The sequence below is a fragment of the Streptomyces sp. HP-A2021 genome, from assembly GCF_022807935.1.
GTDB classification, from domain to species: domain Bacteria; phylum Actinomycetota; class Actinomycetes; order Streptomycetales; family Streptomycetaceae; genus Streptomyces; species Streptomyces afghaniensis.
Genome location: NZ_CP094344.1, coordinates 4943791 through 4968566, shown reverse-complemented (window position 1 = coordinate 4968566; position 24776 = coordinate 4943791). Strand labels below are relative to the sequence as shown.

The following is a 24776-nucleotide window of genomic DNA, read 5'->3' as shown; positions in this document are numbered from 1 at the left end:
CAGACGTGAGCGGGGTCACTTCTTGCTGTCGATGACCGCCTCCATCACGTTCCTCGCGATCGGCGCCGCGAGGCCGCCGCCCGAGATGTCGTCACGGACGGCGTTGTCGTCCTCGATCACGACCGCCACGGCGACCGGCGAGCTGCCGTCGTCACCCTTGGCGTACGAGATGAACCACGCGTAGGGGTTCTCGCTGTTGTCGACACCGTGCTGGGCGGTACCGGTCTTGCCGCCCACGGTGACGCCGGGGATCTTGGCGTTGGAGCCCGTGCCCTTGTCGACGACCGTCTCCATCATCGACTGGAGCTTCTGGGCGTTCTCCGAGGACAGCGGCTGGCTGAGCTCCTCCGGTTCGGTCCTCTCGAGGGTGTCGACGCTGCGGGCCTGGAGCTCGTCGACCATGTACGGCTTCATCAGCTTGCCGTCGTTTGCGACGGCCGAGGCGACCATGGCCATCTGCAGCGGGGTCGCGGCGGTGTTGAACTGGCCGATGGAGGACAGCGCGGTCTGCGAGTCGTTCATGTCGTCGGAGAACACCGAGGCGTTGGCGCGGACCGGCGTGAACTGCTCCTCGGTGAAGCCGAACTTCTTGGCCATGTCCAGCATCTTGTCGTTGCCGAGGTCGGCGCCGATCTTGCCGAAGACGGTGTTGCAGGAGTACTGCAGGGCGACCCGGAGCGTCGCGTTCTTACAGGGGATGTTGCCCTCGTTCTTCAGCGGAGTCGTGGTGCCCGGCATGATCCACGGCAGCGGTGTGTTCGTCTTCTGGTTCGGGTCTGTGTACAGCCCGTCCTCCAGGGCGGCGGCCGCGGTGAGCACCTTGAAGGTGGAGCCGGGCGGGTACGTCTCGCGTAGCGCCCGGTTGAGCATCGGGTCGTCCGGGTTGTTCTTCTTCTGCAGCTTCTGCCAGGCCTCGGTGTCCGTCGTCGTGGAGTTCCCGGCGAAGGACGACGGGTCGTACGACGGGTAGGAGGCCAGGGCCAGGATCCTGCCGGTGGACGGCTCGAGGGCGACGACGGCGCCCTTGCCGCCCTGCTTCTTCAGACCGTTGAACGCGGCCTTCTGAGCGGCGCCGTTCAGCGTCGTGACGACGTTGCCGCCCTCCTGCTTCTTGCCGGTGAGCATGTCGAGGGTGTTGCGGAAGAACAGCCGGTCGTCGTTGCCGGTGAGGATGCCGTCCTCGATGGACTCCAGCTGGGTGGCGCCGAAGGCCTGCGAGGCGTACCCGGTGACCGGCGCCCACATCGGGCCGTCCTTGTAGGTCCGCTTGAACTTGAAGTCGCTGCCCGACGTCTCGGTCGAGCCGGTGATCGGCTGTCCGTCGACGATGATGTCACCGCGCGGTGAGGCGTAGCGCTCGATGATGACGCGGCGGTTGTTCTTGTCCGTCCTGAGCTCGTCGGCCTGGACGTACTGGATCCAGTTGTCGCGGATCAGCAGGGCCAGGACGAGCAGGCCGCAGAAGATCGCGATCCGGCGCAGGGGCTTGTTCATGACGGGCGGACCACCTGGGTCATCTCGGCGTCGGGGTTGGCGGCGGGAGCGGGAGCCGGGCGTCGGGCGGTGTCGCTGATGCGCAGCAGAATGCCGATCAGCGCCCAGTTGGCGATCACGGAGGAACCGCCGTAGGCCACGAACGGCAGCGTCATGCCGGTCAGCGGGATGAGGCCCATGACGCCGCCTGCCACGACGAAGACCTGGAGGCCGAAGGCGCCGGACAGGCCGATGGCCAGCAGCTTGCCGAACGGGTCGCGAGCCGCGAGCGCGGTGCGCACGCCCCGCTCGATGATCAGGCCGTAGAGCAGCAGGATCGCCATGACACCGGCGAGGCCCAGCTCCTCGCCGAAGGTGGCGAGGATGAAGTCGGAGTTGGCGGCGAAGCCGATGAGGTCGGAGTTGCCCTGCCCGAGGCCGGTGCCGAGGGTGCCGCCGGAGCCGAAGGCCCACAGGGCCTGCATGGCCTGCTCGGAGTGGACGACGCCGTCCTGGACGCCGGCGCGGGAGAGTTCGAACTCGCGCATCGGGTCGAGCCAGGCCTGCACACGCGTCTGGATGTGAGGCTCGAAGCTCGCCACGCCGACGGCGCCGACCGCGGACATCAGCAGACCGAAGACGATCCAGCTGGTCCGCTCGGTGGCGACGTACAGCATGATGACGAACATTCCGAAGAACAGCAGCGACGTACCGAGGTCGGTCTCGAAGACCAGGATGAGGATCGAGATGACCCAGACGACGAGGATCGGACCCAGGTCGCGGCCGCGGGGCAGGTACAGGCCCATGAAGCGGCGGCTGGCCAGGGCCAGGGCGTCTCTCTTGACCATGAGGTAGCCGGCGAAGAAGACCGCCAGGGCGATCTTGGCGAACTCACCGGGCTGGAGCGTGCCGAGGCCGGGGATCTTGATCCAGATCTTGGCGCCGTAGATGTTCGCGCCGAGTCCCGGCACGAGCGGCAGGATCAGCAGGAACAGCGCTCCGGCCATGGAGATGTAGGTGTAGCGCTGGAGGACACGGTGGTCCTTGAGGAAGATCACCACGACCGCCAGCAGGGCGACGCCCATCGCCGAGTACAGCAGCTGGCGCGGTGCGGCTTCGGCGTAGTTGCTGAGTCGCTTGGACTGGTCCAGCCGCCAGATGACGACCAGGCCCAGTCCGTTCAGCAGCGTCGCCAGCGGCAGCATCAGCGGGTCCGCGTACGGTGCGAACTTCCGTACGACCAGATGGCCGATGCCCGCGAGCAGGCCGAGTCCCAGGCCGTAGCTCAACAGGCCCGGCGGAACCGAGTCGTTGAGGGCCAGGCCGACGTTGGCATAGGCGAACACCGGAATGACCACGGCGAACGCCAGCAGCGCCAGCTCGGTGTTGCGGCGGCTGGGGGCACCGATCGCGCCGATCGTGGACGTGTGGTGCTGCGGCGAGTGCGACGTATTCGTACCGCTCATCGTGTAACAGGGCCTCTCACGGCTTGCCTACTGCTTACCGCACAGCGAGACGACCTTCTGCTCTTCCTCCGAGAGGCTGGGGCCGGGGCTGGGAGTAGGTGCGGTCGTGGACGGGTTCGGGGACTTCTCAGGCGTCGACGGCGAGCCCGACGGGTTCGACGGGTTCGGCGTCGGTGTGGCCTTGGACGTGAAGGAGGCGGGAGTGGTTCCCGTGGTGCCCCCGGCCTCGCCCTCGCCGGTCTTGGCGTTGTTCTGGCTCTCGGCTTCGCGCCGCTGCGCCTCCTTCTTGCACGCGGAGGCCTGCACCGACAGTTCCTGGATCTTCGCCTGGGCGTTCTTCAGCCCGCCCTCGGCGATGGTCGCCTTGACCAGCTTCTGCTGGTAGGGCGGCAGGTACTTGAGTTCGATCTCGGGGTGGTCCTTCTCGACCTTCGAGAGCGACACCCACGCCAGGTCCTGGCTGATGCCCCGGTACAGCGCGACGTGCTCGTCCTCGGCGCCGACGTAGTACTGCGTCTGCGTCCAGCGCCAGCCGCCGTACAGACCGCCGCCGACGACGGCCAGCGCGAGGACGCCGTAGAGGGATCTCTTCAGCCAGCGGCCCTTCCTGCGGGGCTTGACGAAGTCGTCGTCGCCGTAGTCCAGGCCGGCCGCCGGGATGTAGCCGGTGGTGTCGCCGGAGCCGGGCGGGCCGAACTCGCCGCCCCCGCCGCCCTGGCCGTGCCCGTGGCGGCCGAGTCCGGAGGCGCGGCCTGCGGGGGTCTGCATGATGCCGTTGTCGTGCAGCTGGTGCTGGTTCTCGGCGACGGCGCCGACCACGACCGGGGTGTCGGACAGCTGCCCGGCGAGGGTGTCGCCGGTGTCCAGGTCGAGGACGTCGGCGACGATGACGGTGATGTTGTCCGGGCCGCCGCCGCGCAGTGCCAGCTCGATCAGGTTCTGGACGGTCTCCTGGGGGCCCTGGTAGCTGGCGAGGGTGTCCTCCAGGGTCTGGTGGGACACCACGCCGGACAGGCCGTCGGAGCAGATCAGGTAGCGGTCGCCGGCGCGGACCTCGCGGATGGACAGGTCCGGCTCGACGTGGTCGCCGCTGCCGAGCGCGCGCATCAGGAGCGAGCGCTGCGGGTGGGTCGTGGCCTCTTCCTCGGTGATGCGGCCCTCGTCGACCAGGCGCTGCACCCAGGTGTGGTCCTGCGTGATCTGCGTCAGTACGCCGTCGCGGAGGAGGTACGCGCGCGAGTCGCCGACGTGCACCAGGCCGAGGCGCTGGCCGGTCCAGAGCAGGGCGGTGAGGGTGGTGCCCATGCCCTCGAGCTGGGGGTCCTCCTCGACCATCGAGCGCAGCTGGTCGTTGGCGCGCTGCACCGCCGTGCCGAGCGAGGTGAGGATGTCGGAGCCGGGGACGTCGTCGTCGAGCGCGACGATCGTGGAGATGGCCTCGGAGGAGGCGACCTCGCCCGCCGCGGCGCCGCCCATGCCGTCGGCGATGGCGAGCAGGCGCGGGCCGGCGTATCCGGAGTCCTCGTTGCCCTCCCGGATCATCCCCTTGTGCGATCCGGCGGCGAAGCGCAGTGACAGACTCATGCGCACCTCGCCTGTCGGCTCCGGGTACAGCCGGTCGTGTCGAGCCACACTGCCCACCCTCCGGTCGGGAGCGCGCCGGGGCCCGGGGTGGGGCCCGCCACTGCGTGCTCGCTCCGCTCGCGCCTATCCATGATGTAGCACTACTTCCGCAGCTCGATGACGGTCTTGCCGATGCGGATCGGCGCGCCCAGCGCAATCGGTGTGGGAGTCGTCAGCCGGTTCCGGTCCAGGTACGTGCCGTTGGTGGAGCCGAGGTCCTCGACGATCCACTGGCCGTCGCGGTCCGGGTAGATCCTGGCATGGCGGCTGGAGGCGTAGTCGTCGTCCAGCACGATCGTCGAGTCGTGCGCCCGGCCCAGGGTGATGGTCTGGCCCTGGAGCGCGACCGTGGTACCGGTGAGGGTGCCCTCGGTCACGACCAGCTTGGTGGGGGCGTTACGGCCGCGGCGGCCGCCGCCGGACTGCTGGCGCTGCTGCGGCGGGGCCTGGCGGGCGGCCTGCTGCTGCCGGCCTGCCTCCCGTCGCGATCCGCGCTGGGTGACGCGCGTACCGAACAGGTCGCTCCGGATGACCTGCACGGCCACGATCACGAACAGCCACAGTACGGCCAGGAAACCCAGCCGCATGACCGTGAGGGTCAGCTCTGACATTGCCCCCGCTTCACCCTTCGGCTTGCCGGTAAATGATGGTGGTACTGCCCACGACGATCCGCGAGCCGTCGCGGAGCGTAGCGCGGGTGGTGTGCTGCCCGTCCACCACGATGCCGTTGGTGGATCCGAGATCCTGGATCGTCGAGGGCGTTCCGGTCCGGATCTCGCAGTGCCGGCGGGAGACGCCGGGGTCGTCGATCCGCACGTCGGCGTCGGTGCTGCGGCCCAGCACCAGCGTCGGGCGGGAGATCTGATGGCGCGTGCCGTTGATCTCGATCCAGTGGCGGGTGCGTCCGCCGGCCGCCGGGGCGGCCGGGGGCCGCTGGCCGCCCGCGGGCTGCGGGTAGCCGTAGCCGCCGGGGCGGCCGCCGGGCGGCGGCGCGGCCGGCATGGGCGGGGCGCCCGCGGGCGTGGCGGCCGGCGGGTAGCCGTAGCCGCCGGGACGTCCGGCGGGCGGGGCGGCGGGCGCGGCGGCGCCTGACGGGGCCTGCTGGCTGCTGGAGGAGGCGAGCGTACGGCTGCGCACCCGGTACAGACCGGTGTCCAGGTCGTCGGCCTTCTCCAGGTGCACCTTGATCGGGCCCATGAAGGTGTAGCGCTGCTGCTTGGCGTAGTCACGCACCATGCCGGCGAGCTCGTCGCCGAGCTGGCCGGAGTAGGGGCTGAGCCGCTCGAAGTCCGGCGTGCTCAGCTCCACGATGAAGTCGTTGGGCACGACCGTCCGGTCGCGGTTCCAGATGGTGGCGTTGTTGTCGCACTCGCGCTGGAGCGCGCCGGCGATCTCCACGGGCTGGACCTCGGACTTGAACACCTTGGCGAAGGTGCCGTTGACCAGACCTTCGAGACGCTGCTCGAACTTCTTCAGGACTCCCATGGGGCACCTCCTCCGTCGCTGCCGTCCTGTGTACTGCCCTGCGGGCCGCTTGCCTGGTACTGCTTACTGATCGTATCCACGCGCCGCTCGATCGGCTGGTTCCCCCTGTCAGCACGGCCGACGGGTGTCGACGCATGACGAAGTTCCCTGTGGAGCTCCCCTTCGAACTCCTCCGCTGCTACGGCTGCCGCGCAACCGCTCTCTCGTACTCCTGACAAGGATCGTAGAGGCGGCTGAAGACCAGTGTCCCGCACCCGGCTGTGGACCCCTACCGCCTCCTGGGGAGACGGGGGGTACCGGTACGAGGTTGATACGTGACGCGTCACGCGTTGATACGTGGCCGGGGCACCGAAGGTTCGGAGGCGGGTCTGCCTGCGGAAGAACGGATGTGAATCCACCCCGCCCCGCGTGCTAATGTTCTGGGTGTCGGAAGGCGCCGGGCCCCCAGGGGCAGGAGCCCACGACACACCCAATGCGCGGGTGGCGGAATAGGCAGACGCGCTGGATTCAGGTTCCAGTGCCCGCAAGGGCGTGGGGGTTCAACTCCCCCCTCGCGCACCATGGAGCACCGACGAAAGTGCTCTGGCTGCACCGACGGAATGGGCGGCATCGCGATGGCGATGCCGCCCATTCCTGTTTCTGCGGTGTGATGTGTGTCTCTGGACACGGCGAAGCGGACCGTCGGTGGCTTAGGGCCGTAGGCGGGCCGCGTTCGTGTGTGGATCTTGTATGAGCAGCTCTCGGGCCCTGCCCTGTGTGAGGAAGGTCTCAGCGCTGGGTGATGTGGCCCTTGGGGGTCCACGTGCCCAGGGGCTTGGTCTTGCGGCGGCGGGTGGGCCGTCGGATGGGACTGAACGACCTGCGGATCGCGCCGGTCGTGGGAGTCCTTCCAGCCGCCGGTGCCCGGCGCTGCACCGAATACGTCGTCCTGGTGCGACCGGGTGCCATGGCCTGGACCGGCGAAATGCGTGCACGGCTGGATCCCTGTGCACGCTGGTGGACCTTGGATGAACTGCAGGCCGAGGGCGTTGCCGTGGAGCCGGAAACGCTGCCCCTGCTCCTGGAGGGCTACTGGGACGGCGGGGCCGCTCCCGGCGGATCGGCACAGAGGCGGCGATGGCCGTCTTGAAGGTTGCATCCGAGACCCTTGACTGCCTTCCAAGCCGCCATCATCATGTGTGCCACATCCTGGCATGTTATTCCACTCTTCGGCATATAGCTTTCGGAGGGCTCCTGCCGATGTGAGCCGAGGCCTCGAAGGCAGAGTTTGAGCGGGCGTCGCCGCCGTGCCGCATCACGCTGCGGCACGCCTGCGATCCGCGTGCCATGGGGGTATATAACGTCGCCCGATTCGCGAAGGAGACGGTCCGCTGTGGATGCCATCGACGAAAAGATCATCACCGAACTGACCCGCAACGGCCGCATCTCGCATTCCGAACTGGCGAGCAAAGTGCTGCTGTCCCGCAACGCGGTGCGCCAGCGCATCGAACGGCTTGAGCGCGAGGGGCACGTCGCCGGCTACACCATCGTCCGAGCCGGCGGTGACACCAGCGATGTGGTGTCGGCGCTCGTACTGGTTTACCGCCACGACCGTATGCGTGGCGGCGATGTCCTGGCCGCGCTCAAACGCATTCCGGAGGTCGCCATCTGTGAAATCCTCAGCGGCGACTTCGACATCATGGTGCGCCTGGAGGCGGCCTCGCTGGAACGCATACGGAACATCTGGGAGGACATCGCCGAGATGCCCGGCGTACGGGACACGGTCACGGCGCTCACCTTGTCCAGGGTTGTCAACCGACCGCGAGGAGAGCGGAGTTCTGTGGCGGCGGGGTGAGCAGCGCGGTGGCCTGCTCCCGGCCACTGCGCTGCAGGACGGATCTTCAGCTTCTCGTCAATCGCGCTCGGGTCATTGGACCGCGTCGGTGATGTGGTTGACGCAGACGACCTTGGGCTGGGTCATCTCCTCGAAGGCGAAGCGCACGCCCTCGCGGCCCATGCTGCCGTACTTGAATCCGCCGAACGGCATGGCGTCGAAGCGGTAGTCGGACGAGTCGTTGATCATGATTCCGCCGGCTTCCAGCAGCCGGGCCGCGTTCAGGGCGCGGTCCAGGCGGGAGGTGAAGACGCCGGCGTGGAGGCTGTAGTCGATGGCGTTGGCCTGTTCGATGGCGTCCTCGAAGGACGTGAACGGCTGCAGCACGACGACCGGGGCGAAGACTTCCTCCTGCCAGATCGAGCAGGTCGCCGGTACCTCTTCCAGGACGGCCGGCGTGTACAGGGAACCGGTGACGTCGTTGCCGCACAGCAGCACCGCGCCCTGGGCCACCGCTGTGTCGACCTTGGCCCGGGTGGCGGCCGCGGCCTCCGGGGTGATCATGGGGCCGACGTCGGTGCGCTCGTCGAGCGGGTCGCCGACACGCAGCAGCTCGGTGCGGGCGACGAAGGCGTCGCGGAAGCGGTCGTAGACCTCGGCCGCGATCAGGATCCGTTGGGTGCCGATGCAGTTCTGGCCGGCGGCCCAGAACGCGCCGGAGACACAGGAGGCCACGGCCTCGTCCAGGTCGGCGTCGTCCATGACGATGACCGGGGCGTTGCCGCCCAGGTCCATGGCGAGCTTTTTCACCCCGGCCGTGCGGCTGATGGCCTCGCCGGTGGCGAACCCGCCGGTGAAGGACACCATGCGCACGTCGGGGGCGGCCACGATCGCGGCGCCGATGCCGGCATCGCCGTTGACGACGGTGACGATCTCCTCGGGCAGGCCTGCCTCGATGAGGGTGTCGACCAGGCGCAGCGCGGACAGCGGCGTCAGCGCGGACGGTTTGAGGATGACCGCGTTGCCCCCGGCGATGGCCGGGCCGAGTTTGTGGGCGACCAGGTTGAGGGGGTCGTTGAACGGGGTGATGGCGGCGATGATGCCCAGCGGTTCGCGGGTGAACCAGCCCTGCCGTTTCTCCGAGCCCTCATGGGAGTCGAAGGGGATGACCTCGCCGGCGTTGCGGCGTGCCTCGGCGGCGGACAGGGACAGGGTGTTGACCGCGCGGGCGACTTCCTTGCGGGCCTGGATGATGGTCTTGCCGGACTCGCTGACGATCAGTTGGGCGAAGGACTCGGCGCGCCGATCGATCAGGTGGGCGGCGCGTTCCAGGACGGAGGCCCTGGAGGCGCGGGACAGCGCGGCCGCGGTGCGGCGCCCGCATCTGGCCTGCTGCAGGATGTTGCCGGCGGCGCCTGCGTCGACGGTGGGCACCGAGGCGATGACCTCGCCGGTGTAGGGGTTGTGCACGGGCGTGGTGTCGGTGCCCAGTTCGATGCCGGGCGGCACGGTGGTGTCAGACACGGTGCGTCTCCTGGAGGACGGGGCGCGTGGGGGCGGTGTCGTCCGCGTGGCGCTGGTGGATGGCGATGAGGTCCGACAGCAGGGCGTAGGCGGTCTCGATGCGGCCGGCGCCCGGCCCGCACACCGTGACGGTGCCCAGGAGGTCGGTGTGGAAGGCGACCGCGTTGAGGGGGCCGGAGATCCCGGCGAGCGGGTGGTGGGCGGGCAGTGCCAGGGGGGCGACGCGGGCATCTACGCTGCCGTCCTCGTGGCGGGTGGCGGAGCCGACCAGTTTCCAGCGCAGCCCCTTGGCGGCGGCGTCCCGCACCTCGTGGGGAGTGATCGCTGAGATGCCTTCGCAGAAGACGTCCTCGCGGCGCAGGTCGGCGCCGAGGACCTCGTTGGCCAGGATCATGACCTTGAGCTGGACGTCATGGCCCTCGATGTCCGCGGTGGGATCGGCTTCGGCGTACCCGAGCTCCTGGGCTTCGGCGATGGCCGCCGGCAGGTCGATGCCCTCTTCGATGCGGCCCAGGATGTAGTTCGAGGTGCCGTTCATGATGCCCTGGACGCCGGTGACCTGAAGGCCGCCGAACATGCGCTCGGCGGTGCGCAGGACGGGGGTGCCGCTGAGGACCGAGCCCTCGAACTCGAAGCTGACACCACGCTCGGCGGCCAGGTGCTTCAGTGCGCGGCCGGCGAGTGCGACCGGTCCCTTGTTGGTGGTGCACACGTGCTTGCCCGATTCCAAAGCCCAGCGCACGTGGGAAAGGGCCGGCTCGCCGTCGGTGGGGTTGGTGAACGTCGCCTCCACGACGATGTCGGCCGGGACCTCGCGGATCACCCACTCGTTGCGCGGATCCGCGCTGCCACCGGACAGATCCGCGAAGCTCAGCTCCCCGGGCTCGGCGGCCAGCAGCGGCGCCAGATCGATACCGTCGGTGTCCACCAGGGAACCGGCCCGCAGATCGGTGATCGCAACCACCCGCAGGGAGAAGCCCAGCTCCTTGGCCAGGCGCTCCCCGCCGTGGGATATGAGCTCGGCAAGCGCGCGGTTGACGCCGCCGAAGCCGATGAGGGCGAGATCGTATCGGCCCATGAGATCGCTCCTTCACTGTCCGCCGCCTCAACGGTGCGGCTGCTCAGAGCCTCGCTTCCGCGCCTGTCACCTGCTCCATGCCGCAACGGCCGCACGGCATGCCGATCTGCACCGTTGTGATGACGATTCGCCCACCCTGGATCCGGTGACTCACGAGGCCGTGCAGTGACGGCAAAGCGGTGACCACTCCCGCACGCACGGGGTGCTCTTGGCCGCTTCCTTCTGATTTCCGGGGGCGGTTCTCGCTACAGGCCTACGACGGGGGCCAGTTGGGATCGGAGGGTGCCCGCGTGGGGCTGCAGAGTGCCGTCGAAAGCGGCGGATCCGATGGTGAAAAGCGTCGGCTCCGGCTGATGCGAGTGCCTGTATTTGGTCTCTGTCGGTGATGGAGCCGGCGACGACCAGGCGGCCGGTGGTGGCGGCGCGGGCGGCGCGGACCAGGTCGAGAGGGTCGGCATCGGTGGCGCGGTAGGCCGTCGCCCGCGACGACCTGGAACGAGGGCAACTCGTCGCACCCTTCGGTTTCGTCCCCGACGGCACCAGCTACCACCTCCTCAGCCGCCGATCACCCGAGCAGGAGGGACGCGTCCACCGGCTGACGGCATGGCTGCGGGCCAAGACGAGCCGGCTCGAGAACGATTCCCAGGGCATCCCAGGACACATCTCCGGTGTATAGGGGACAGGCGTATTCAGAACGCCGTGTAGCCGCCGTCCACGGGGAGCACGGCGCCGGTGACGTATGACGACTCGGGGCAGGCGAGGAAGAGGACCGCATCGGCGACCTCTTCGGGGGCGGCGAGCCGGCGGAGCGGGACGGAGTCCTCCCTCACGCGCCGGTAGGCAGCGGGATCCGGACGTCGCTGGAACGAAGCCTCGATGATCGGCGTCGCGGTCAGACCTGGCGCCACCACGTTGACGCGGATGTTGCGGGAGGCCCATTCCATGGCAGCGCCGCGCGCGAGTGCGATGAGGCCGCCCTTGGCTGCGGAGTACAGGGTCTGGTTCGGCATCCCGACCATGCCGAGGCGCGAGCTGACGCACACGATCGACGCTCCCGGCTCGGGAGCCAGCGGCATCAGGTGTTTCATGACCAGGAACGCGCTGAGCAGGTTGGCGTGGAGCACGTCGCGCGCGGCGACGTAGGTCATCTCTTCGAGCGGGCTGGACGCCTGCAGTCCATGGCAGAGGCATTCGCCCCCTCCCGGCGGAAATGGGAGGCCACAGCCTGACCGATCCCACTCGATGCACCGGTGATCACGGCGTTGACGTCCTGGAGTCTCATGTTCGTTCCGGTCCAAGAAGTGGTGGGTTCGTCGTCGAGCGTGGGCTGTCTGTTCACGCCAGTGCCTGGCCGCGGCCTGCGACGGTTTCGGGCTGCAGCAGGTCCGCGAGCGTCTCGGCAGACAACAGGCCTCTTTCCAGGACGAGTTCCACGACTCCCCTGCCGGTGGCGAGGGCTTCCTTGGCGATGTCGGTGGCGGTTGTGTAGCCGATGTGCGGGTTGAGGGCGGTGACCAGGCCGATGGAGTTCTCCACGCTCGCGCGCAGTGCCTCGGTGTTGGCGGTGATGCCGGACACGCACCGCTCGGCCAGGATCAGGCAGGCGTTGCGAAGGTGCGTGATGCTTTCCGACAATGAGTGCAGGATGATCGGCTCGAAGGCGTTGAGCTGGAGCTGTCCGGCCTCGGCAGCCATGGTGATGGTGACGTCGTTGCCGATGACCTCGAAGGCGACCTGGTTGACGACCTCGGGTATCACCGGGTTGACCTTGCCGGGCATGATCGACGAACCGGCCTGCACGGGCGGGAGGTTGATCTCGCCGAGGCCGGCGCGCGGGCCGGAGGACAGCAGCCGCAGGTCGTTGCAGCTCTTCGACAGCTTGACCGCGATGCGCTTCAGCACGCCGGACACCTGCACGAACGCGCCGCAGTCCTGGGTCGCTTCGACCAGGTTGGCGGCGGTGACCAGCGGCAGCCCGGTGATCTCGGCGAGGTGACGACGGGCGGCCTCGGCGTACCCGGCGGGGGCGTTGAGGCCCGTCCCGATCGCCGTGGCGCCCAGGTTGATCTCATGGATCAGCTCGACTGCCTCGGCCAGGCGGCTGCGGTCCTCGTCGAGCATCACGGCGTACGCCGAGAACTCCTGCCCCAATGTCATCGGCACCGCGTCCTGAAGCTGGGTGCGGCCCATCTTCAGGACGCCACGGAACTCAACGGCCTTTGCCGCGAAGGCGTCCTGAAGGGCGGCCATGGCCTTGAGCAGGCCGTGCGCCGAGCACACGGTCGCGATCTTCACGGCGGTCGGGTAGACGTCGTTGGTCGACTGACCGAGGTTGACGTCCTCGTTGGGGTGCAGATGCCGGTACTGGCCCTTGCTGTGGCCGAGCAGCTCCAGGGCCCGGTTGGCGACGACCTCGTTGGCGTTCATGTTGGTCGAGGTGCCGGCGCCGCCCTGGATGACGTCGACGACGAACTGGTCGTGCAGTTTGCCGACGCGGATCTCCTGGCAGGCCGCGACGATCGCGCTCGCTTTTCGCGGTTCCAGCAGGCCCAGTTCCTCGTTGGCGAGGGCGGCGGCCTCCTTGACCGCGGCCAGGGCGTCGATCAGGTGCGGGTAGGCGGAGATCGGGGTGCCGGTGATGGGGAAGTTCTCGGTGGCGCGCAGGGTGTGAATGCCCCAGTACGCGTCGGCGGGGATGTCCCGGTCTCCGAGCAGGTCGTGTTCGCTGCGGGTGACTGAGGCGGTCATGGCGGGAGGGGCCTTCCTTCTCGGAGCACTTCAGGCATGGGTGCAAGGGCGGCAGCATCACTGCGCGATCGGCCCTGTCGCCGCGGATCAGCAGCCGAGCAGCTTCGGCAGGCCCGTCAGGTCGGGCAGCTCGTCGTAGGGCGGACCCCCGGAAAGGGGCCGAAGACGGGGACGGCCTCGACGAGGGCGTCGCCGTCGCAGGTGCGGTACTCCAGGCCGTGCAGGCGCATGGCGTTGCGCAGGCTGGAATGCAGGACCTCGTGGTAGGGGCGGTAGGCCTCCAGTACGGCCTGGAAGCGCATGACACGGAAGTCGTCGAGGAACTCGTCGACGTCCAGGTTGTCCAGGTCCAGCCGGCCGGAGTCCGCAAGGATCTTCAGAGTGGTGGGGCCGAGCTGGAAGTCGATCAGGGTGCCGTAGGCATCGAAGGTGACGATCTCTCGCATGGGTGCAGCCTCGATTCGCGGATTCGGGGAGCTGGGGCTTCAGACGATGCGCTCGCCGGGGGCGACGATCGCGTCGAGTGCGGCCAGGTCGGCCGCGTCGGGGACCCAGTCGGCCGCCGCCGCGTTGGCTGTGACCTGCTGCGTAGTCATGGCGCCGCAGATCACGGAGGCGACTGCGGGGCACGCGGCCAGGGCGCCCACAGCGACTTGGAGGAGGGCCAGGCCACGCTCGGTGGCATACGCGGTGAGGGCCTCGACTCGGTCGAGGGCGGCGCCGGTGAGCCAGCCCTGTCGCCAGGACAGCCGGCTGCCGGGCGGGGGCTCCTCGCCGCGCCGGTACTTGCCGCTGAGCAGGCCGTTGGCCAGCGGATAGTACGGAAGGAGGCCCACGCCGTGGCGCAGGCAGGCAGGGATCAGGTCGTTCTCGGCCTTCCGGTCGAGCAGGTGATAGCGGGCCTGGGTGGAGACGAAGGCACCGGTGAGTTGCTCGGCCGGAAGGTTGGAGCACCCGAAGTACCGGATCTTGCCCTCGGTCACGAGTTCCTCCAGTGCGGCGACCGTCTCCTGAAGCGGGGTGAGGCCGTCGGGCTCGTGGTACTGGTACAGGTCGATCCGGTCGGTGCCGAGGCGGCGCAGGGAAGCCTCGACGGCGTACCGGATATAGGGACCGGCACCGCGCCGGCCGTACAGGTCGGCCTCGGTGCTCATCTGCATACCGAACTTCGTGGCGAGGACGACGTCGTCACGGTGGCCCTTGAGGGCGGCGCCGAGGAGGCGTTCGCCGTCGCCGCGCAAGCCGCCGCCCTCGCCGAACCCGCCGTACACGTCGGCGGTGTCGAACAGTGTGACGCCCGCGTCGAGGCCGGCGTGGACTACGGCCTTCGTGCCGTCCTCGTCGAGGCGGCTGCCGAAGTTGTTGCCGCCCACGCCGACCGCCGACACGGTCGGGCCCCGCTCTCCGAGCGGGCGGTATCTCATGACCGGTTCCCGAACCCGATGCAGACGTTCTTCGTCTGCAGGTAGCTCGACAGGCCTTCCAGGCCCTTCTCCCGGCCCCAGCCGCTGTGCTTGTAGCCGCCGAAGGGAAGTTCGACGCCCGTGCCGACACCGGTGGCGTTGACGAAGACCTGACCGGCCCGGATGCCCTCCGCCAGACGCATCGCCTTGTCGATGTCGCGGGTCCACACATAGGAGGCGAGGCCGTACGGACTGTCGTTGGCGATCTCCAAGGCCTCGGCCGCGTCTTCGAACTCGATGACCGTGACGACAGGACCGAAGATCTCCTCACGGGCGCAACGGGCCTGGTTGTCCAGTCCGGTCAGCACGGTCGGCTCGACGTAGTAACCGTCGGCCAGCTCAGGGTCCGCAGGGGCGCCTCCGCCGGCCCGCGCAACGGCGCCCTCCTCCTGCGCCAGTTCCAGGTAACCGAGGACCCGGTCCCGCTGCCGCGCGGCGACCAGCGGACCGACGTCGGGGTCGGTGAGACCCGGGCCGACACGCAGGGAGGCGGCGTGCGCGACGAGCTTCTCCAGGAACTCCTCGGCGCCGCGCTGGAGCAGCAGCCGGGTTCCGGCCGAGCAGGTCTGCCCGGCGTTGCCGAACGCGGAGGCGGCCACGGCTTCGAGCGCCAGGTCGAAGTCGGCGTCGGCGAAGACGACGACCGGGGACTTGCCGCCCAGCTCCGTCACGGAGGGCACCACGTTGGCGGCGGCGGCCTGCGCCACCTTGATGCCGGTCGGCACGGAGCCGGTGAAGGTGACCTGGTCGATGCCGGGGTGGCCGGCCAGGGCCGCGCCCGTCTCGGCGTCGCCGGGGACGACGTTCAGGACACCGGGCGGAAGGCCGCACTCCAGGGCGATCCTGCCGATCTCCAGCGGGGTGAGCGGTGCCTCCGGGGAGGGCTTGAGGACTACCGTGCAGCCTGCGGCCAACGCCGGGGCGGAGCCCCGGGCCGTGTTCTGCAGCGGGTAGTTGAACGGGATGATCTGGCCGGAGACACCGATCGGCTCACGGACGGTGTAGTCGATCAGACCGGGTCCGAGCGGGATCGTCGTCCCGCCGAGCTTGTCGGCGACGCCCGCGTAGAACTCGAAGTAGCGGGCGGCGGCCTCCACGTCCCGCCGGGCCTGGCTGAGCGGCTTGCCGACGTCCTGGCTCTCCAGCCGGGCCAGCCCTTCACCCTGCTCGCGGATCGCCTCGGCGATCCGGTGGAGCAGCCTGCCCCGGTCGGCGGCACGCATCTCCGCCCACTCGGGTGCCGTGAAGGCCGCGCGCGCCGCCGCAACGGCCTGGTCCACCTCTGCCTTGCCGGCCAGCGCCAGGTGGGCGATGGCCGCCCCGTTCGACGGGTCGATCGCGGTGAACGTGCGGCCGTCAGCGGCCTGCACCTGCTTGCCGTCGATCAACAGGTGCACGTGCTTCGCCTGCTCTCGTTCGCCGGTCACGGCCGGATCTCCCCTTCAACGGCACCGAAGATGACGACCTCGTCGCCGGGGCGCACGGTCCGGATGCGGCGGACCCACAGCACGATGCCGTCCTGCGGGGCCGACACCTCTTCGAGGGTGTTGCCGTAGTGGTCGGTGATGGTGGCGATCAGGTCGCCTTCCTTGCAGGTCTCCCCCGGCTCGGCACGGGCGACGAAGAAGCCGCCGGCGGCGGAGCGGGCGAAGGTGCCGGAGACGGTGGTGTAGGTGTCCCGCAGCTCCGCCTCGCCGTCGGTCATGCCGAGGCTGCGCAGGATGTTGCGGATCGAGTGCATGTGGTGCTCGACGTTGGTCTCGCGATAGGTGGCGCCACCGCACTCGATGGTGATGGCGGGCTTGCCGGCCTCGAGGACGGGATGGCGGACCGTGCCGCCCCACTTGCCGCCCTTCCAGACCAGCTCGTGCCCGGCGGCGAGCGCCAGGTCCGTCGCCAGGTCCTCGTAGCCGCCCTGGAGGATGACCAGCGGGGCGATCTCGCCGTAGGCGCCGCCGGTGTGCAGGTCGACCACGGCGTCGACGGCGGGGACGACCTGCTCGACGAAGGTGGCGGCCAGACGCTGCGAGTACGAGCCCTCCGCGTCCCCCGGGAAGATCCGGTTGAGGTTCAGGTGGTCAAGGCCGCTGGCGCGGGCGGCCGCCTCGAAGGCGGGGGTGTTCATACAGGGGATGCCGACGACAGTGCCGCGCAGGGTGGCGGGGTCGATCTCGGCGAGGACGCGGCGAATGGCCTCCTGGCCGTCGTACTCGTCGCCGTGCACGCCCGCGTCCACGCACAGGACCGGGCCGTCCTCGGTGCCGTTGACGACGATCAGAGGTATGCCGAGCTCAACGCCGTAGCTGCTGGTGCCGACCGGGATCAGACCCTGGGCGCGCTCGCCGGGGGCGACGGTCAGCGGACCGATGGAGTACATGTGGTTCCTTTCCAGAACGTGCGTCAGATGCGAGCCGACGCTTCGGCGAGGCGGGACGACGAGGTGGTCTTCCCCGCGGAGCCGGGCGATTCGTGGGCGGTCATGGTCAGCAGCAGATGCCGTTGAGCAGTGGTGGTCATACGGCCTCGCCCCCAGGAGTCGCGACCCCTACCGTGTTCTCGACCGAGAGCAGGGAGTTCTGCCGTCCGGAGCCGAGCCAGCGCACCAGGGCCACCAGGCCGAGGGCGAGGACCGCGAAGGCGATGAGGATGGCGCTGACCGCGGTCACGCTGGGGTCGATGTCGAAGGTGAGGGAGTTGTAGACCTGCACCGGCAGGGTGACGGTGTCGACGGATGACAGGAACTGCGAGATGTAGAACTCGTCGAAGCTGGTGATGAAGGAGAAGATCGCGGCGGCGATCATGCCGGGGGCGGCGAGGGGGAAGGTGATCCGGCGGGCGATGGTCAGCCGGTTCGCGCCCATGCTGGCGGCGGCGTCTTCCAGGCGTTCGTCGATGCCGCGCAGGGTCGCGATCAGGATGAGTACCGCGATGGGTGAGGCGAGCACGGTGTGGCCGAGGGCGATGGCCAGCGGGCTGCCCAGCATCGCGGCGGGTTCGAAGAGCAGGAACAGCCCGAGTGCGGTGACGATCTGCGGGATGAGCAGGGGGCCGAGGACCAGGGCGTAGACCGCGGAGCGCAGCGGCAGTTCGCTTCTGGTGAGGGCGGTGGCGGCGGTCACCGCGATGATCAGTGAGAAGACGGTGCTCAAGCAGGCGACGAAGGCACTCAGGGAGAGGGCGGCGGGCCATTTGCTGCCGTCGGCGAACAGGGCCTTGTACCAGTTCAGCGTCCATGCCTCGGGCGGGAAGGAGGCGAAGGCGTTGTTGCTGAAGGAGGTGACGAGGATGACGACGATCGGCAGGGCCAGGAACACCAGGATCACGGTGGCGATGGCGGTCAGGGCGATCCGCCCGGCGATCGTGCTGCGCAGTTGCATCATGACGCGCTCCTCTTCCTGCGACTGGCGCCGAGAGAGCTGACGAGCTTGACCAGCAGCAGTCCGGCGAGGGTGAGCAGCAGCAGGATGACGCCCTGGGCGGCGGCCCCGTTCCACTGGTTTTCCTTGGTCACCTGCTGGTTGATGAGGGTGGCGATCATCGTCTGGTTGGGGCCGCCCATCAGCGCGGGGGTGATGTAGTAGCCCAGCGAGAGGATGAAACTGAGCAGTCCGGCACTGGCCAGGCCGGGGGCGACCAGCGGCAGGTAGACCCGGCGGAAGATCGTCACACGCCCGGCGCCCATGCTGGACGCCGCCGCCAGCAGCCTGCGGTCCACACCGCGCATCACGCCGTACAGCAGCAGCACGGTGTAGGGCAGCATCATGGAGGTGGTGCCGATGACCACGCCGAGTTCGTTGTAGAGCAGTTGGAACGGCGCCCCCGGTACCGACATGGCGGCCAGGGTCTCGTTCACCAGGCCCTTGTCGCCGAGGAGGATGATCCAGCCGTAGGTGCGCACCAGGGCGCTGATGAAGTGCGGGACGACGACGATCAGCATGGCCAGTGCCGCCCACACGGGCTTCAGCCGCGAGATCGCGTTGGCCAGGAGGAAACCGAAGACCAGGCTCAGCAGCGCCGTTTCGGCGGAGATCCGCAGTGTGGTGATCAGGACGGAGAGGTTGACGCCGGTCAGCGCCTCGGCGTACCAGTGCAACGTGAATGATCCGTTGGCGTTCTTCAGGCTGAGGAACAGTGTGCTGAAGATCGGGTAGACGAACAGCACCAGCAGGTAGACGACGACCGGCAGTGCGTAGAGGACCCCGGCCCGGGTGCGGCGGGAGGCAAGGAGCTTGCGCGGGGGCGCGGGTGCTTTGGTGGTGAGGGTGGCGGCCATGGCTCACCCTGCCTGTTCGGTGGGGAAGAGGTTGACGTCGTCGGGGTCGGCGGTGATCCCGATCCGCTCGCCGGTGACGGGGCCCCGGCCGGCCGGTACTTCCAGGCGCAGCAGCGGCGCGTCCCCGCCATCGACCCGCACGCCCGCCCGCACCAGGGTGCCCACGTACGTGGCTGTCTCGACCGTGCCGGTACAGAACCCGTCGTCGGGGGCGCAGGCCCGCAGCCGGCCGGGTTGCACGGCGACCTTGACCTGGGTGCCGGAGACGAGGTCGTGCCGACGCGCCTTGATCAGGCCGCCACTGTTGTCGAGGCGGACCAGGGTGTGTTCGTCGGTGTGCTGCTCGATGCGGCCGGGCAGGAAGTTCGCCGCACCGAGGAAGTCCGCCACGAACGGGGTCCTGGGCCGCTCGAACAGCTCCCGGGGCGTGTCGAACTGCTCGATCAGGCCGTTGCGCATCACCGCGATCCGGTCCGACATGACCAGGGCTTCTTCCTGGTCGTGCGTCACATAGATGACGGTCAGGCCGAGTTCCTGCTGGATGGCCTTGATCTCGACCTGGAGCTGGTCGCGGAGCTTCTTGTCCAGGGCGCCCAGCGGCTCGTCCATGAGGATGACCGGCGGGCGGTAGACCAGCGCCCGGCACAGCGCGACGCGCTGCTGCTGACCGCCGGACAGCTCACGCGGCTTGCGGCTGCCGAACCCGGACAGACCGGCGATCTCCAGCGTCTCCCCGACCCGCCTGCGGATCTCGTCCTTCGGCACCCCGCGCAGCGTGAGAGGGAAGGCGACGTTCTCGCTCACGGTCATGTGCGGGAACAGCAGGTACTGCTGGAAGACGAAGCCAAGGTTGCGTTTCTGCGGCGCGAGCCTGGTGACGTCGCGGTCCCCGACGGTGATGGTGCCCGAGTCCGGCTCGCAAAAGCCCGCGATCATCATCAGGGTCGTGGTCTTGCCCGACCCCGAGGCGCCGAGGAAGGTGACGAACTCCCCGGCCGCGATCTCCATGGACGCCTCGTCGACGGCGACGACGTCCCCGTAGGTCTTGCGCAGGGCCACCACCGACAGCGCTTTGCCCGTCGCTGTGGTCCGAGTGCCTCCGGCCGGTGTGACGGACGGTGCGGCGATACCGAATTCAGCCACGAGCCCACTCCAGCCAGCGCTTGGTGACGGCGGCTTCGTTCTTCAGCCACCAGTCCATGTCCGTGTCGAAACCCTTGTCGTAGTACTTCGGCGCACCCGCGAGAGCGTTGCGCTGGTCCTCGGTGAGCTTGGCGTAGGCCACCGGGGAGGACGGGTTCGAGGGGAAGGCCTTGGCCAGGTTGGCCTGGATCTCTGGACGCAGCGAGAAGTCCATGAGCTGGTAGGCGCCGTCCACGTTGGCCGCGCCCTTGGCGATGGCGTAGCCCTGGAACTGGCGGCGCATGCCGTTGAGCTGCCTTGCGACCGGGACGCCCTGCTTCTGCAGATCGGCGATCCGGCCGTCCCACACGGTGGACATCGTCACCTCCTGGCGGCTCAGGAGCACGCCGGGCAGCGGGCCGCTGTCCCAGAACTTCTTGATGTCGGCCCGCAGCCGGGTCAGCACCTTGAAGGCGCGGTCCACATCGAGCGGGTACAGCTTGTCCATCGGGACGCCGTCGGCCAGCAGCGCGAACTCCAGTTCGGGCAGGTCGCCGTCCGGGCTGACCATCGCGCGGCCACCCTGGAACGCCTTGGTGTCCCAGAAGTCCGCCCACGACTCGGGCTTCTTACCGTCGAAGGCGTCGGTGCGGTACGCGATGCACTGGCCGTAGAAGGAGTTTCCGATGGCGTGCTCGGTGATCTGGTTGTCGGGGATCTTCGCGCTCTTCAGACTCTTGACCCGGTCGGGGTCCAGCGTCTCCAGGGCGTCCTGCTTCACGTACTTGAGGTGGGACATCATCGCGTTGTTGATGAGGTCGCACTGCGGGCGGCCCTGCTTGATCTGGGCGAGGAGCGGGGCGTCGTCCAGGTTGAGCACCTTGACGCTGATGCCGGTCTCCTGCGTGAACGGCGTGTAGATCGCCTTCTGCAGGGCCGCGCCGTAGGAACCGCCGCTGTCGCGGACGACCACCGTCTTGCCGCCGCCCTTGGCGCTGCCGGACGGGGTGCGGCTGGTGCCGGTGCCGCAGGCGGCGAGGGAGGGCAGGGCGGCGAGGGCGGCCAGACCGCCTGCTCCGCGCAGGAGCGTTCTACGGCCGATCACGGGATCACTCATGACAAATCTCCTAGAAGTAGCGCATTGAGGGCCAGCTCAGCGGGACAGGGGGAATCAAGCGGGACAGGGGGAATCAGGGGAGTCGAGGGGAATGCAGCACGTCAGTCGCGGGGGACGGCGATCTCGGCGAGCAGCATGCCGAGGCGGACAGTGAGCCCGTTCATGCCGTAGATGACCGTTCCGGTGGCCGGGGCGGCGACCTTGTGCTCGGTGCCGTCGGCCGGGTCGATGACGCGGCCGATGGTCTGTCCTTCGGTCACCTCGTCGCCTGCGATCGCGTCCGGGTACCACAGGCCGGCGACCGGGGAGACGATCTCGCCCGTCCAGACCCACTCGCGGGGCTGCACGGTGACCGGTGCGAGGTTCTGCGGGGCCTCGATGACACCGAGGTGGTGCAGCAGCCGGCACAGGCCGTCGAGGAGCCTGCGCACGGTGGCGGGGTCCCGGTCGCCGAGCTGCCCGGTCTCGATGAGGATGCCGGGGATGCCCTGGCGGTTCGCCGCGGCGTGGCTGTTGCCGCCGTCCGGGAGGGGGCGGGGCATGACCCGTTCGTAGCCGACGGCGTGGGCCATTGTCTTGTTCTTCGTGGTCAGCTCGGTATCGGAGGTCACGCGGTAGCCGACGAAGTCGAGCAGGTGCTGGTCGATGCCGCCGCTGTGCAGGTCCACGTAGGCGTCGGCGCCGTTGATCACGTACTCGAAGAGCCAGGCCGCCATCCGTTCGGTGGGGCCGCCCTCCTTGTCGCCGGGGAAGATGCGATTGATGTTGACGCCGTCGAGTGGGGAGATGTTGAGTCTGCCCCCGTAGACGGCCGGCGGGTTGGCCACGGGGCAGATCACCAGCTGGCCGGTGACGTCGTCCGGTTCCAGCAGCCCGGCCAGATGGGTGGCGGCGTCGATGCCGATGAATTCGCCGCCGTGGACACCACCGGTGATCACGACCCTGGGTCCGGGACGGGAGCCGTTGACGAGGATCAGGGGAACGTCCGCTGTGGTGGTGCCCAGGTCGGCGGTCAGGCTCCCGCGGGTCTTCTGGCCGGGCTCGGCCCGCAACGGGCCGATGGTCAAGGTCATGTCTTACCTCGTAATGAACTCAGGCCTCGGTGCGGCCGTTTGTGGTGATGAATTCGATCGGCTGGGAGGTGCGGCCCTCCAGCGCGAGGTCAGCGGCGATGTCGCCCATGGCGGGTGAGATCTTGAAGCCCTGACCGGAGAAGCCGGCCAGCAGGACGATGTCGTCGCAGCCCGGCAGGGGGCCGACCAGCGGGCGGGTGCTGCCGGTGTAGCCCTCCATGAAGACGGACAGCCGTACCGGGTCGGGGTTCAGGCCGGGCAGATAGCGCCCCACCACCGTGGTGAAGGCCTGCAGTTCCTCCGGTGCGACGGTCCGGTCCAGCCGGTTCGGGTCCTCCACGGGCTTGTGGTGGGCCTGGGGCAGGCCGAGCTTGACGGCCAGGCCGCCCGGGGACGGGATGCCGTAGAAGGGGAACTCGCCGCAGCGGATGAAGGCGGGACGCTCGGCGTCTGCCGGGTGGTCCTGGTGGGGCAGGAACCAGGCGCTGATCGCGCGGTAGATGCTCACCTCCCACGGCAGGTCGGGCAGCAGGTCGCCGACCCACGGGCCGGGGGTGACGACCGCGGCGTCGAAGCGCTCCGTGTCGGTGTCGGTGCGGATCTCCACGCCTCCCCCGGGGACGGGGGTGACGTCCCGCACGGGGGTGTAGCGGCGGATCCGGGCACCGAGCTCCTCCGCGCGCCGGGCCGCGGTCTGGACCGTCAGCTCGGGGCGGACGAAGCCCGCGTGGGAGTCGAGGATCACCAGGTCACCGTCGTCGACGCGGAACTGCGGGAAACGCTTGGCCATCGCCTCGGTGTCGATCACCTCGTGGTCGAGGCCGTGCTCGGCGATGCCGTCCATGACGGTACGCATCTCGGGGTCGTCGGCCGGCCCCATGACCAGGGCTCCGGTCAGGCGGCGCAGTTCCCGCCCGGTCTCCGCCTGCAACTGCTGCCAGAGGGCGTCGGCATGCCGTACGAGTGGAACGTAGCGGCCGTCGTGGGTCTGCACGCTGCGGAAGACCCGGGTCTCACCGCCTGCGGCGCTGCGGTCGTGACCGGGGGCGAAGCGGTCGTAGGCGACGAGCTCGGCGCCCCGGGCCGCCAGCCGCCAGGCGGCCTGACTGCCCATGGTGCCGGTCCCGACGACAGCGACGCGCTTTCTGGTGGCCATGTGGTTCTCCCTGTGCATGTACCGGTGGTGGCCGGGTGTGGTTCAGGCCTCGGTGCGCCCGACGGTCGACAGGAAGTCGATGGGCTGGGAGGAGGAGCCCTCCAGCGCCAGGTCAGCGGCGATGTCACCGAAGGCCGGGGAGAGCTTGAAGCCGTGGCCGGAGAACCCGGCGAGCAGGATCACGTTCTCGTTGCCGTCCCCGGGCAGCGGACCGACCAGCGGGCGGGTGCTGTCCGTGTAGCCCTCCATGAAGACGGACACGCGGGTCGGGTCCGGGTGCAGGTCCGGTATGTGGCGGCGGATCAGCTCGGCGTAGATCTCCAGCTCCTCCGGCTGGACGGTGCGGTCCAGGGCGTTGGGGTCGTCGGCCGGGCGGTGCAGGTCCTTGCTGAGCCCGAGCTTGACGGAGATGCCGTCCGGGGAGGGCAGGCCGTAGCAGTGGGTGGGGGTGGTGCGGATGAAAGCGGGACGCTCCTCGCCGAACCAGGCGTCGGTGGTGGGGACGAACCAGGCGCTGATCAAGCGGCGGATCTGCACGTCCCACGGCAGGCCGGGGAGCAGGTCGTTGACCCACGGGCCGACGGTGACGACAACCGCGTCGAAGTGCTCGCTTCCGGAGTCGGTGTGGATCTCCACCCCGCCGTTCACCGGCGTGATCTCCCGCACCGTCGTGTAGCGGTGGATCGTGGCACCCAGCTCCTCCGCGCGGCGGGCGGCGGTCTGCACGGTCAGCTCGGGACGGATGACGCCGGCCCGGCGGTCGAGCACGACGGCGTCACCGTCTTCGAGCCGGTATTGGGGGAAACGTTTGGCCATGGCCTCGGCATCGAGCACCTCGTGGTCGAGGCCATGCTCGGCGATGGACTCGAGGACGGTGGCCATCTGCTGCTCCTCGGTGGACCCCATGAGAAGGCATCCGGTGAGGGTGCGCAGTTCGCGGCCGGTTTCCTGCTGGAGCTGCTCCCAGAGGACGTCGGCGTGCCGGAGCAGCGGAACCCACCGGGAGTCCTCGAAGTGGGCGCTGCGGAAGATACGGGACTCGCCGCCTGCGGCGCTGCGGTCGTGGCCAGGGGCGAAGCGGTCGTAGCCGACGACCTCGGCGCCCCGGGACGCGAGCCGCCAGGCTGCCTGGCTGCCCATTGTTCCGACTCCGACGACGGCGACGCGCTTCCTGGCTGCTGACACAGGGCTTTCCTTTCGTACCGCCGGGCCGCATGCTGGGCCCCGAGCGTGAAGATGGTCGATTTGCAGCGGCTTGGAGGGGACAGGCCCTGGAGGCCCTGATCGCTTGTATCCGTCCGGGTTCGGGGATCCCCCTCAACCCTCGGAAGTGAAGCCGTGCCACATTGTGGAATGCTGTGC

Annotated in this window: 22 protein-coding genes and 1 tRNA gene; 3 read left to right on the top strand and 20 right to left on the bottom strand. The window is 69.1% G+C overall.

The features are described from left to right. Positions 1 to 15: 15 nt before the first annotated feature. The 5 genes from MQE23_RS22320 to MQE23_RS22300 form a co-directional block, all read right to left on the bottom strand. On the bottom strand, positions 16 to 1494 hold the full coding sequence (locus MQE23_RS22320; protein ID WP_243380047.1) for a penicillin-binding protein 2: 1479 nt from the start codon (positions 1492 to 1494) through the stop codon (positions 16 to 18). Continuing rightward, a complete protein-coding gene (locus MQE23_RS22315) occupies positions 1491 to 2939 on the bottom strand; it encodes an FtsW/RodA/SpoVE family cell cycle protein (protein ID WP_020273106.1) in 1449 nt (482 codons plus the stop codon). Before MQE23_RS22315 ends, MQE23_RS22320 begins: the two co-directional genes overlap by 4 nt. A 27-nt stretch (positions 2940 to 2966) precedes the next feature. Next, positions 2967 to 4523, bottom strand: a complete 1557-nt coding sequence (locus MQE23_RS22310; RefSeq protein WP_037669639.1) for a Stp1/IreP family PP2C-type Ser/Thr phosphatase — start codon at positions 4521 to 4523, stop codon at positions 2967 to 2969. A 140-nt stretch (positions 4524 to 4663) separates the two neighbouring features. Beyond that, the gene (locus tag MQE23_RS22305; protein WP_020273104.1) at positions 4664 to 5173 is read right to left on the bottom strand and encodes an FHA domain-containing protein; all 510 of its coding nucleotides are present in this window, start codon (positions 5171 to 5173) and stop codon (positions 4664 to 4666) included. 10 nt (positions 5174 to 5183) lie between these two features. Continuing rightward, positions 5184 to 6047, bottom strand: a complete 864-nt coding sequence (locus MQE23_RS22300) for a DUF3662 and FHA domain-containing protein (protein WP_243380046.1) — start codon at positions 6045 to 6047, stop codon at positions 5184 to 5186. Positions 6048 to 6521: 474 nt separating this feature from the next. Here MQE23_RS22300 and MQE23_RS22295 point away from each other — a divergent pair. The 3 genes from MQE23_RS22295 to MQE23_RS22285 all read left to right on the top strand — a co-directional run bounded on the left by MQE23_RS22295 (position 6522) and on the right by MQE23_RS22285 (position 7881). Then, a tRNA-Leu gene (locus MQE23_RS22295) sits at positions 6522 to 6608 on the top strand. A 283-nt stretch (positions 6609 to 6891) separates the two neighbouring features. After that, positions 6892 to 7176: a hypothetical protein gene (locus MQE23_RS22290; RefSeq protein WP_020274741.1), complete on the top strand. Its 285-nt coding sequence runs from the start codon at positions 6892 to 6894 to the stop codon at positions 7174 to 7176. Positions 7177 to 7419: 243 nt separating this feature from the next. Beyond that, the gene (locus MQE23_RS22285) at positions 7420 to 7881 is read left to right on the top strand and encodes an Lrp/AsnC family transcriptional regulator (protein ID WP_243380044.1); all 462 of its coding nucleotides are present in this window, start codon (positions 7420 to 7422) and stop codon (positions 7879 to 7881) included. Between the two features lie 72 nt (positions 7882 to 7953). Here the strand turns inward: MQE23_RS22285 and MQE23_RS22280 are convergent, their stop codons facing one another. The 15 genes from MQE23_RS22280 to solA (MQE23_RS22210) form a co-directional block, all read right to left on the bottom strand. Further along, complete coding sequence (locus tag MQE23_RS22280; protein ID WP_243380043.1) at positions 7954 to 9384, bottom strand: aldehyde dehydrogenase family protein; 1431 nt, start codon at positions 9382 to 9384, stop codon at positions 7954 to 7956. After that, a complete protein-coding gene (locus tag MQE23_RS22275; RefSeq protein ID WP_243380041.1) occupies positions 9377 to 10462 on the bottom strand; it encodes a homoserine dehydrogenase in 1086 nt (361 codons plus the stop codon). Before MQE23_RS22275 ends, MQE23_RS22280 begins: the two co-directional genes overlap by 8 nt. Positions 10463 to 11151: 689 nt before the next feature. Then, on the bottom strand, positions 11152 to 11610 hold the full coding sequence (locus tag MQE23_RS22270) for an SDR family oxidoreductase (RefSeq protein ID WP_243380039.1): 459 nt from the start codon (positions 11608 to 11610) through the stop codon (positions 11152 to 11154). Between the two features lie 187 nt (positions 11611 to 11797). Then, positions 11798 to 13210: an aspartate ammonia-lyase gene (gene aspA / locus MQE23_RS22265; protein ID WP_020274746.1), complete on the bottom strand. Its 1413-nt coding sequence runs from the start codon at positions 13208 to 13210 to the stop codon at positions 11798 to 11800. Positions 13211 to 13326: 116 nt separating this feature from the next. Then, entirely contained in the window at positions 13327 to 13656 is a 330-nt protein-coding gene (locus tag MQE23_RS22260; RefSeq protein WP_020274747.1) for a hypothetical protein, read from the bottom strand. A 39-nt stretch (positions 13657 to 13695) separates the two neighbouring features. Then, entirely contained in the window at positions 13696 to 14634 is a 939-nt protein-coding gene (locus MQE23_RS22255; RefSeq protein WP_243380037.1) for an aldo/keto reductase, read from the bottom strand. Then, positions 14631 to 16100: an aldehyde dehydrogenase family protein gene (locus MQE23_RS22250; protein WP_020274749.1), complete on the bottom strand. Its 1470-nt coding sequence runs from the start codon at positions 16098 to 16100 to the stop codon at positions 14631 to 14633. The genes MQE23_RS22255 and MQE23_RS22250 overlap by 4 nt, the downstream gene beginning before the upstream one ends. Then, positions 16097 to 17050, bottom strand: coding sequence for a M14 family metallopeptidase (locus tag MQE23_RS22245; protein WP_243380036.1), 954 nt, complete (start codon positions 17048 to 17050; stop codon positions 16097 to 16099). Before MQE23_RS22245 ends, MQE23_RS22250 begins: the two co-directional genes overlap by 4 nt. 136 nt (positions 17051 to 17186) lie before the next feature. Beyond that, complete coding sequence (locus tag MQE23_RS22240; protein WP_243380034.1) at positions 17187 to 18053, bottom strand: ABC transporter permease; 867 nt, start codon at positions 18051 to 18053, stop codon at positions 17187 to 17189. After that, the gene (locus MQE23_RS22235) at positions 18050 to 18946 is read right to left on the bottom strand and encodes an ABC transporter permease (protein ID WP_243380033.1); all 897 of its coding nucleotides are present in this window, start codon (positions 18944 to 18946) and stop codon (positions 18050 to 18052) included. Before MQE23_RS22235 ends, MQE23_RS22240 begins: the two co-directional genes overlap by 4 nt. A gap of 3 nt (positions 18947 to 18949) precedes the next feature. Beyond that, entirely contained in the window at positions 18950 to 20089 is a 1140-nt protein-coding gene (locus tag MQE23_RS22230; protein WP_243380032.1) for an ABC transporter ATP-binding protein, read from the bottom strand. Further along, positions 20082 to 21185 (bottom strand): extracellular solute-binding protein, encoded by a 1104-nt coding sequence (locus tag MQE23_RS22225; protein WP_243380030.1) that lies wholly within the window; start codon positions 21183 to 21185, stop codon positions 20082 to 20084. The genes MQE23_RS22230 and MQE23_RS22225 overlap by 8 nt, the downstream gene beginning before the upstream one ends. A gap of 101 nt (positions 21186 to 21286) precedes the next feature. Beyond that, positions 21287 to 22258 carry a succinylglutamate desuccinylase/aspartoacylase family protein gene (locus MQE23_RS22220; RefSeq protein WP_243380028.1) on the bottom strand — a complete coding sequence of 324 codons (972 nt, stop codon included), beginning with the start codon at positions 22256 to 22258 and terminating at the stop codon, positions 21287 to 21289. Between the two features lie 19 nt (positions 22259 to 22277). Continuing rightward, positions 22278 to 23414: an N-methyl-L-tryptophan oxidase gene (solA, locus tag MQE23_RS22215; RefSeq protein WP_243380027.1), complete on the bottom strand. Its 1137-nt coding sequence runs from the start codon at positions 23412 to 23414 to the stop codon at positions 22278 to 22280. A 42-nt stretch (positions 23415 to 23456) separates the two neighbouring features. Beyond that, a complete protein-coding gene (gene solA, locus MQE23_RS22210; RefSeq protein WP_037671166.1) occupies positions 23457 to 24599 on the bottom strand; it encodes an N-methyl-L-tryptophan oxidase in 1143 nt (380 codons plus the stop codon). Positions 24600 to 24776 lie beyond the last annotated feature (177 nt).

What these genes read in the sequence shown, in the direction of transcription:
- MQE23_RS22320 (WP_243380047.1), bottom strand. Translation starts at nt 1,494, where the DNA reads ATGAACAAGCCCCTGCGCCGGATCGCGATCTTCTGCGGCCTGCTCGTC.
- MQE23_RS22315 (WP_020273106.1), bottom strand. Translation starts at nt 2,939, where the DNA reads ATGAGCGGTACGAATACGTCGCACTCGCCGCAGCACCACACGTCCACG.
- MQE23_RS22310 (WP_037669639.1), bottom strand. Translation starts at nt 4,523, where the DNA reads ATGAGTCTGTCACTGCGCTTCGCCGCCGGATCGCACAAGGGGATGATC.
- MQE23_RS22305 (WP_020273104.1), bottom strand. Translation starts at nt 5,173, where the DNA reads ATGTCAGAGCTGACCCTCACGGTCATGCGGCTGGGTTTCCTGGCCGTA.
- MQE23_RS22300 (WP_243380046.1), bottom strand. Translation starts at nt 6,047, where the DNA reads ATGGGAGTCCTGAAGAAGTTCGAGCAGCGTCTCGAAGGTCTGGTCAAC.
- MQE23_RS22290 (WP_020274741.1), top strand. Translation starts at nt 6,892, where the DNA reads ATGGGACTGAACGACCTGCGGATCGCGCCGGTCGTGGGAGTCCTTCCA.
- MQE23_RS22275 (WP_243380041.1), bottom strand. Translation starts at nt 10,462, where the DNA reads ATGGGCCGATACGATCTCGCCCTCATCGGCTTCGGCGGCGTCAACCGC.
- MQE23_RS22270 (WP_243380039.1), bottom strand. Translation starts at nt 11,610, where the DNA reads ATGACCTACGTCGCCGCGCGCGACGTGCTCCACGCCAACCTGCTCAGC.
- aspA (WP_020274746.1), bottom strand. Translation starts at nt 13,210, where the DNA reads ATGACCGCCTCAGTCACCCGCAGCGAACACGACCTGCTCGGAGACCGG.
- MQE23_RS22260 (WP_020274747.1), bottom strand. Translation starts at nt 13,656, where the DNA reads ATGCGAGAGATCGTCACCTTCGATGCCTACGGCACCCTGATCGACTTC.
- MQE23_RS22255 (WP_243380037.1), bottom strand. Translation starts at nt 14,634, where the DNA reads ATGAGATACCGCCCGCTCGGAGAGCGGGGCCCGACCGTGTCGGCGGTC.
- MQE23_RS22245 (WP_243380036.1), bottom strand. Translation starts at nt 17,050, where the DNA reads ATGTACTCCATCGGTCCGCTGACCGTCGCCCCCGGCGAGCGCGCCCAG.
- MQE23_RS22240 (WP_243380034.1), bottom strand. Translation starts at nt 18,053, where the DNA reads ATGATGCAACTGCGCAGCACGATCGCCGGGCGGATCGCCCTGACCGCC.
- MQE23_RS22235 (WP_243380033.1), bottom strand. Translation starts at nt 18,946, where the DNA reads ATGGCCGCCACCCTCACCACCAAAGCACCCGCGCCCCCGCGCAAGCTC.
- MQE23_RS22225 (WP_243380030.1), bottom strand. Translation starts at nt 21,185, where the DNA reads ATGAGTGATCCCGTGATCGGCCGTAGAACGCTCCTGCGCGGAGCAGGC.
- MQE23_RS22220 (WP_243380028.1), bottom strand. Translation starts at nt 22,258, where the DNA reads ATGACCTTGACCATCGGCCCGTTGCGGGCCGAGCCCGGCCAGAAGACC.
- solA (WP_243380027.1), bottom strand. Translation starts at nt 23,414, where the DNA reads ATGGCCACCAGAAAGCGCGTCGCTGTCGTCGGGACCGGCACCATGGGC.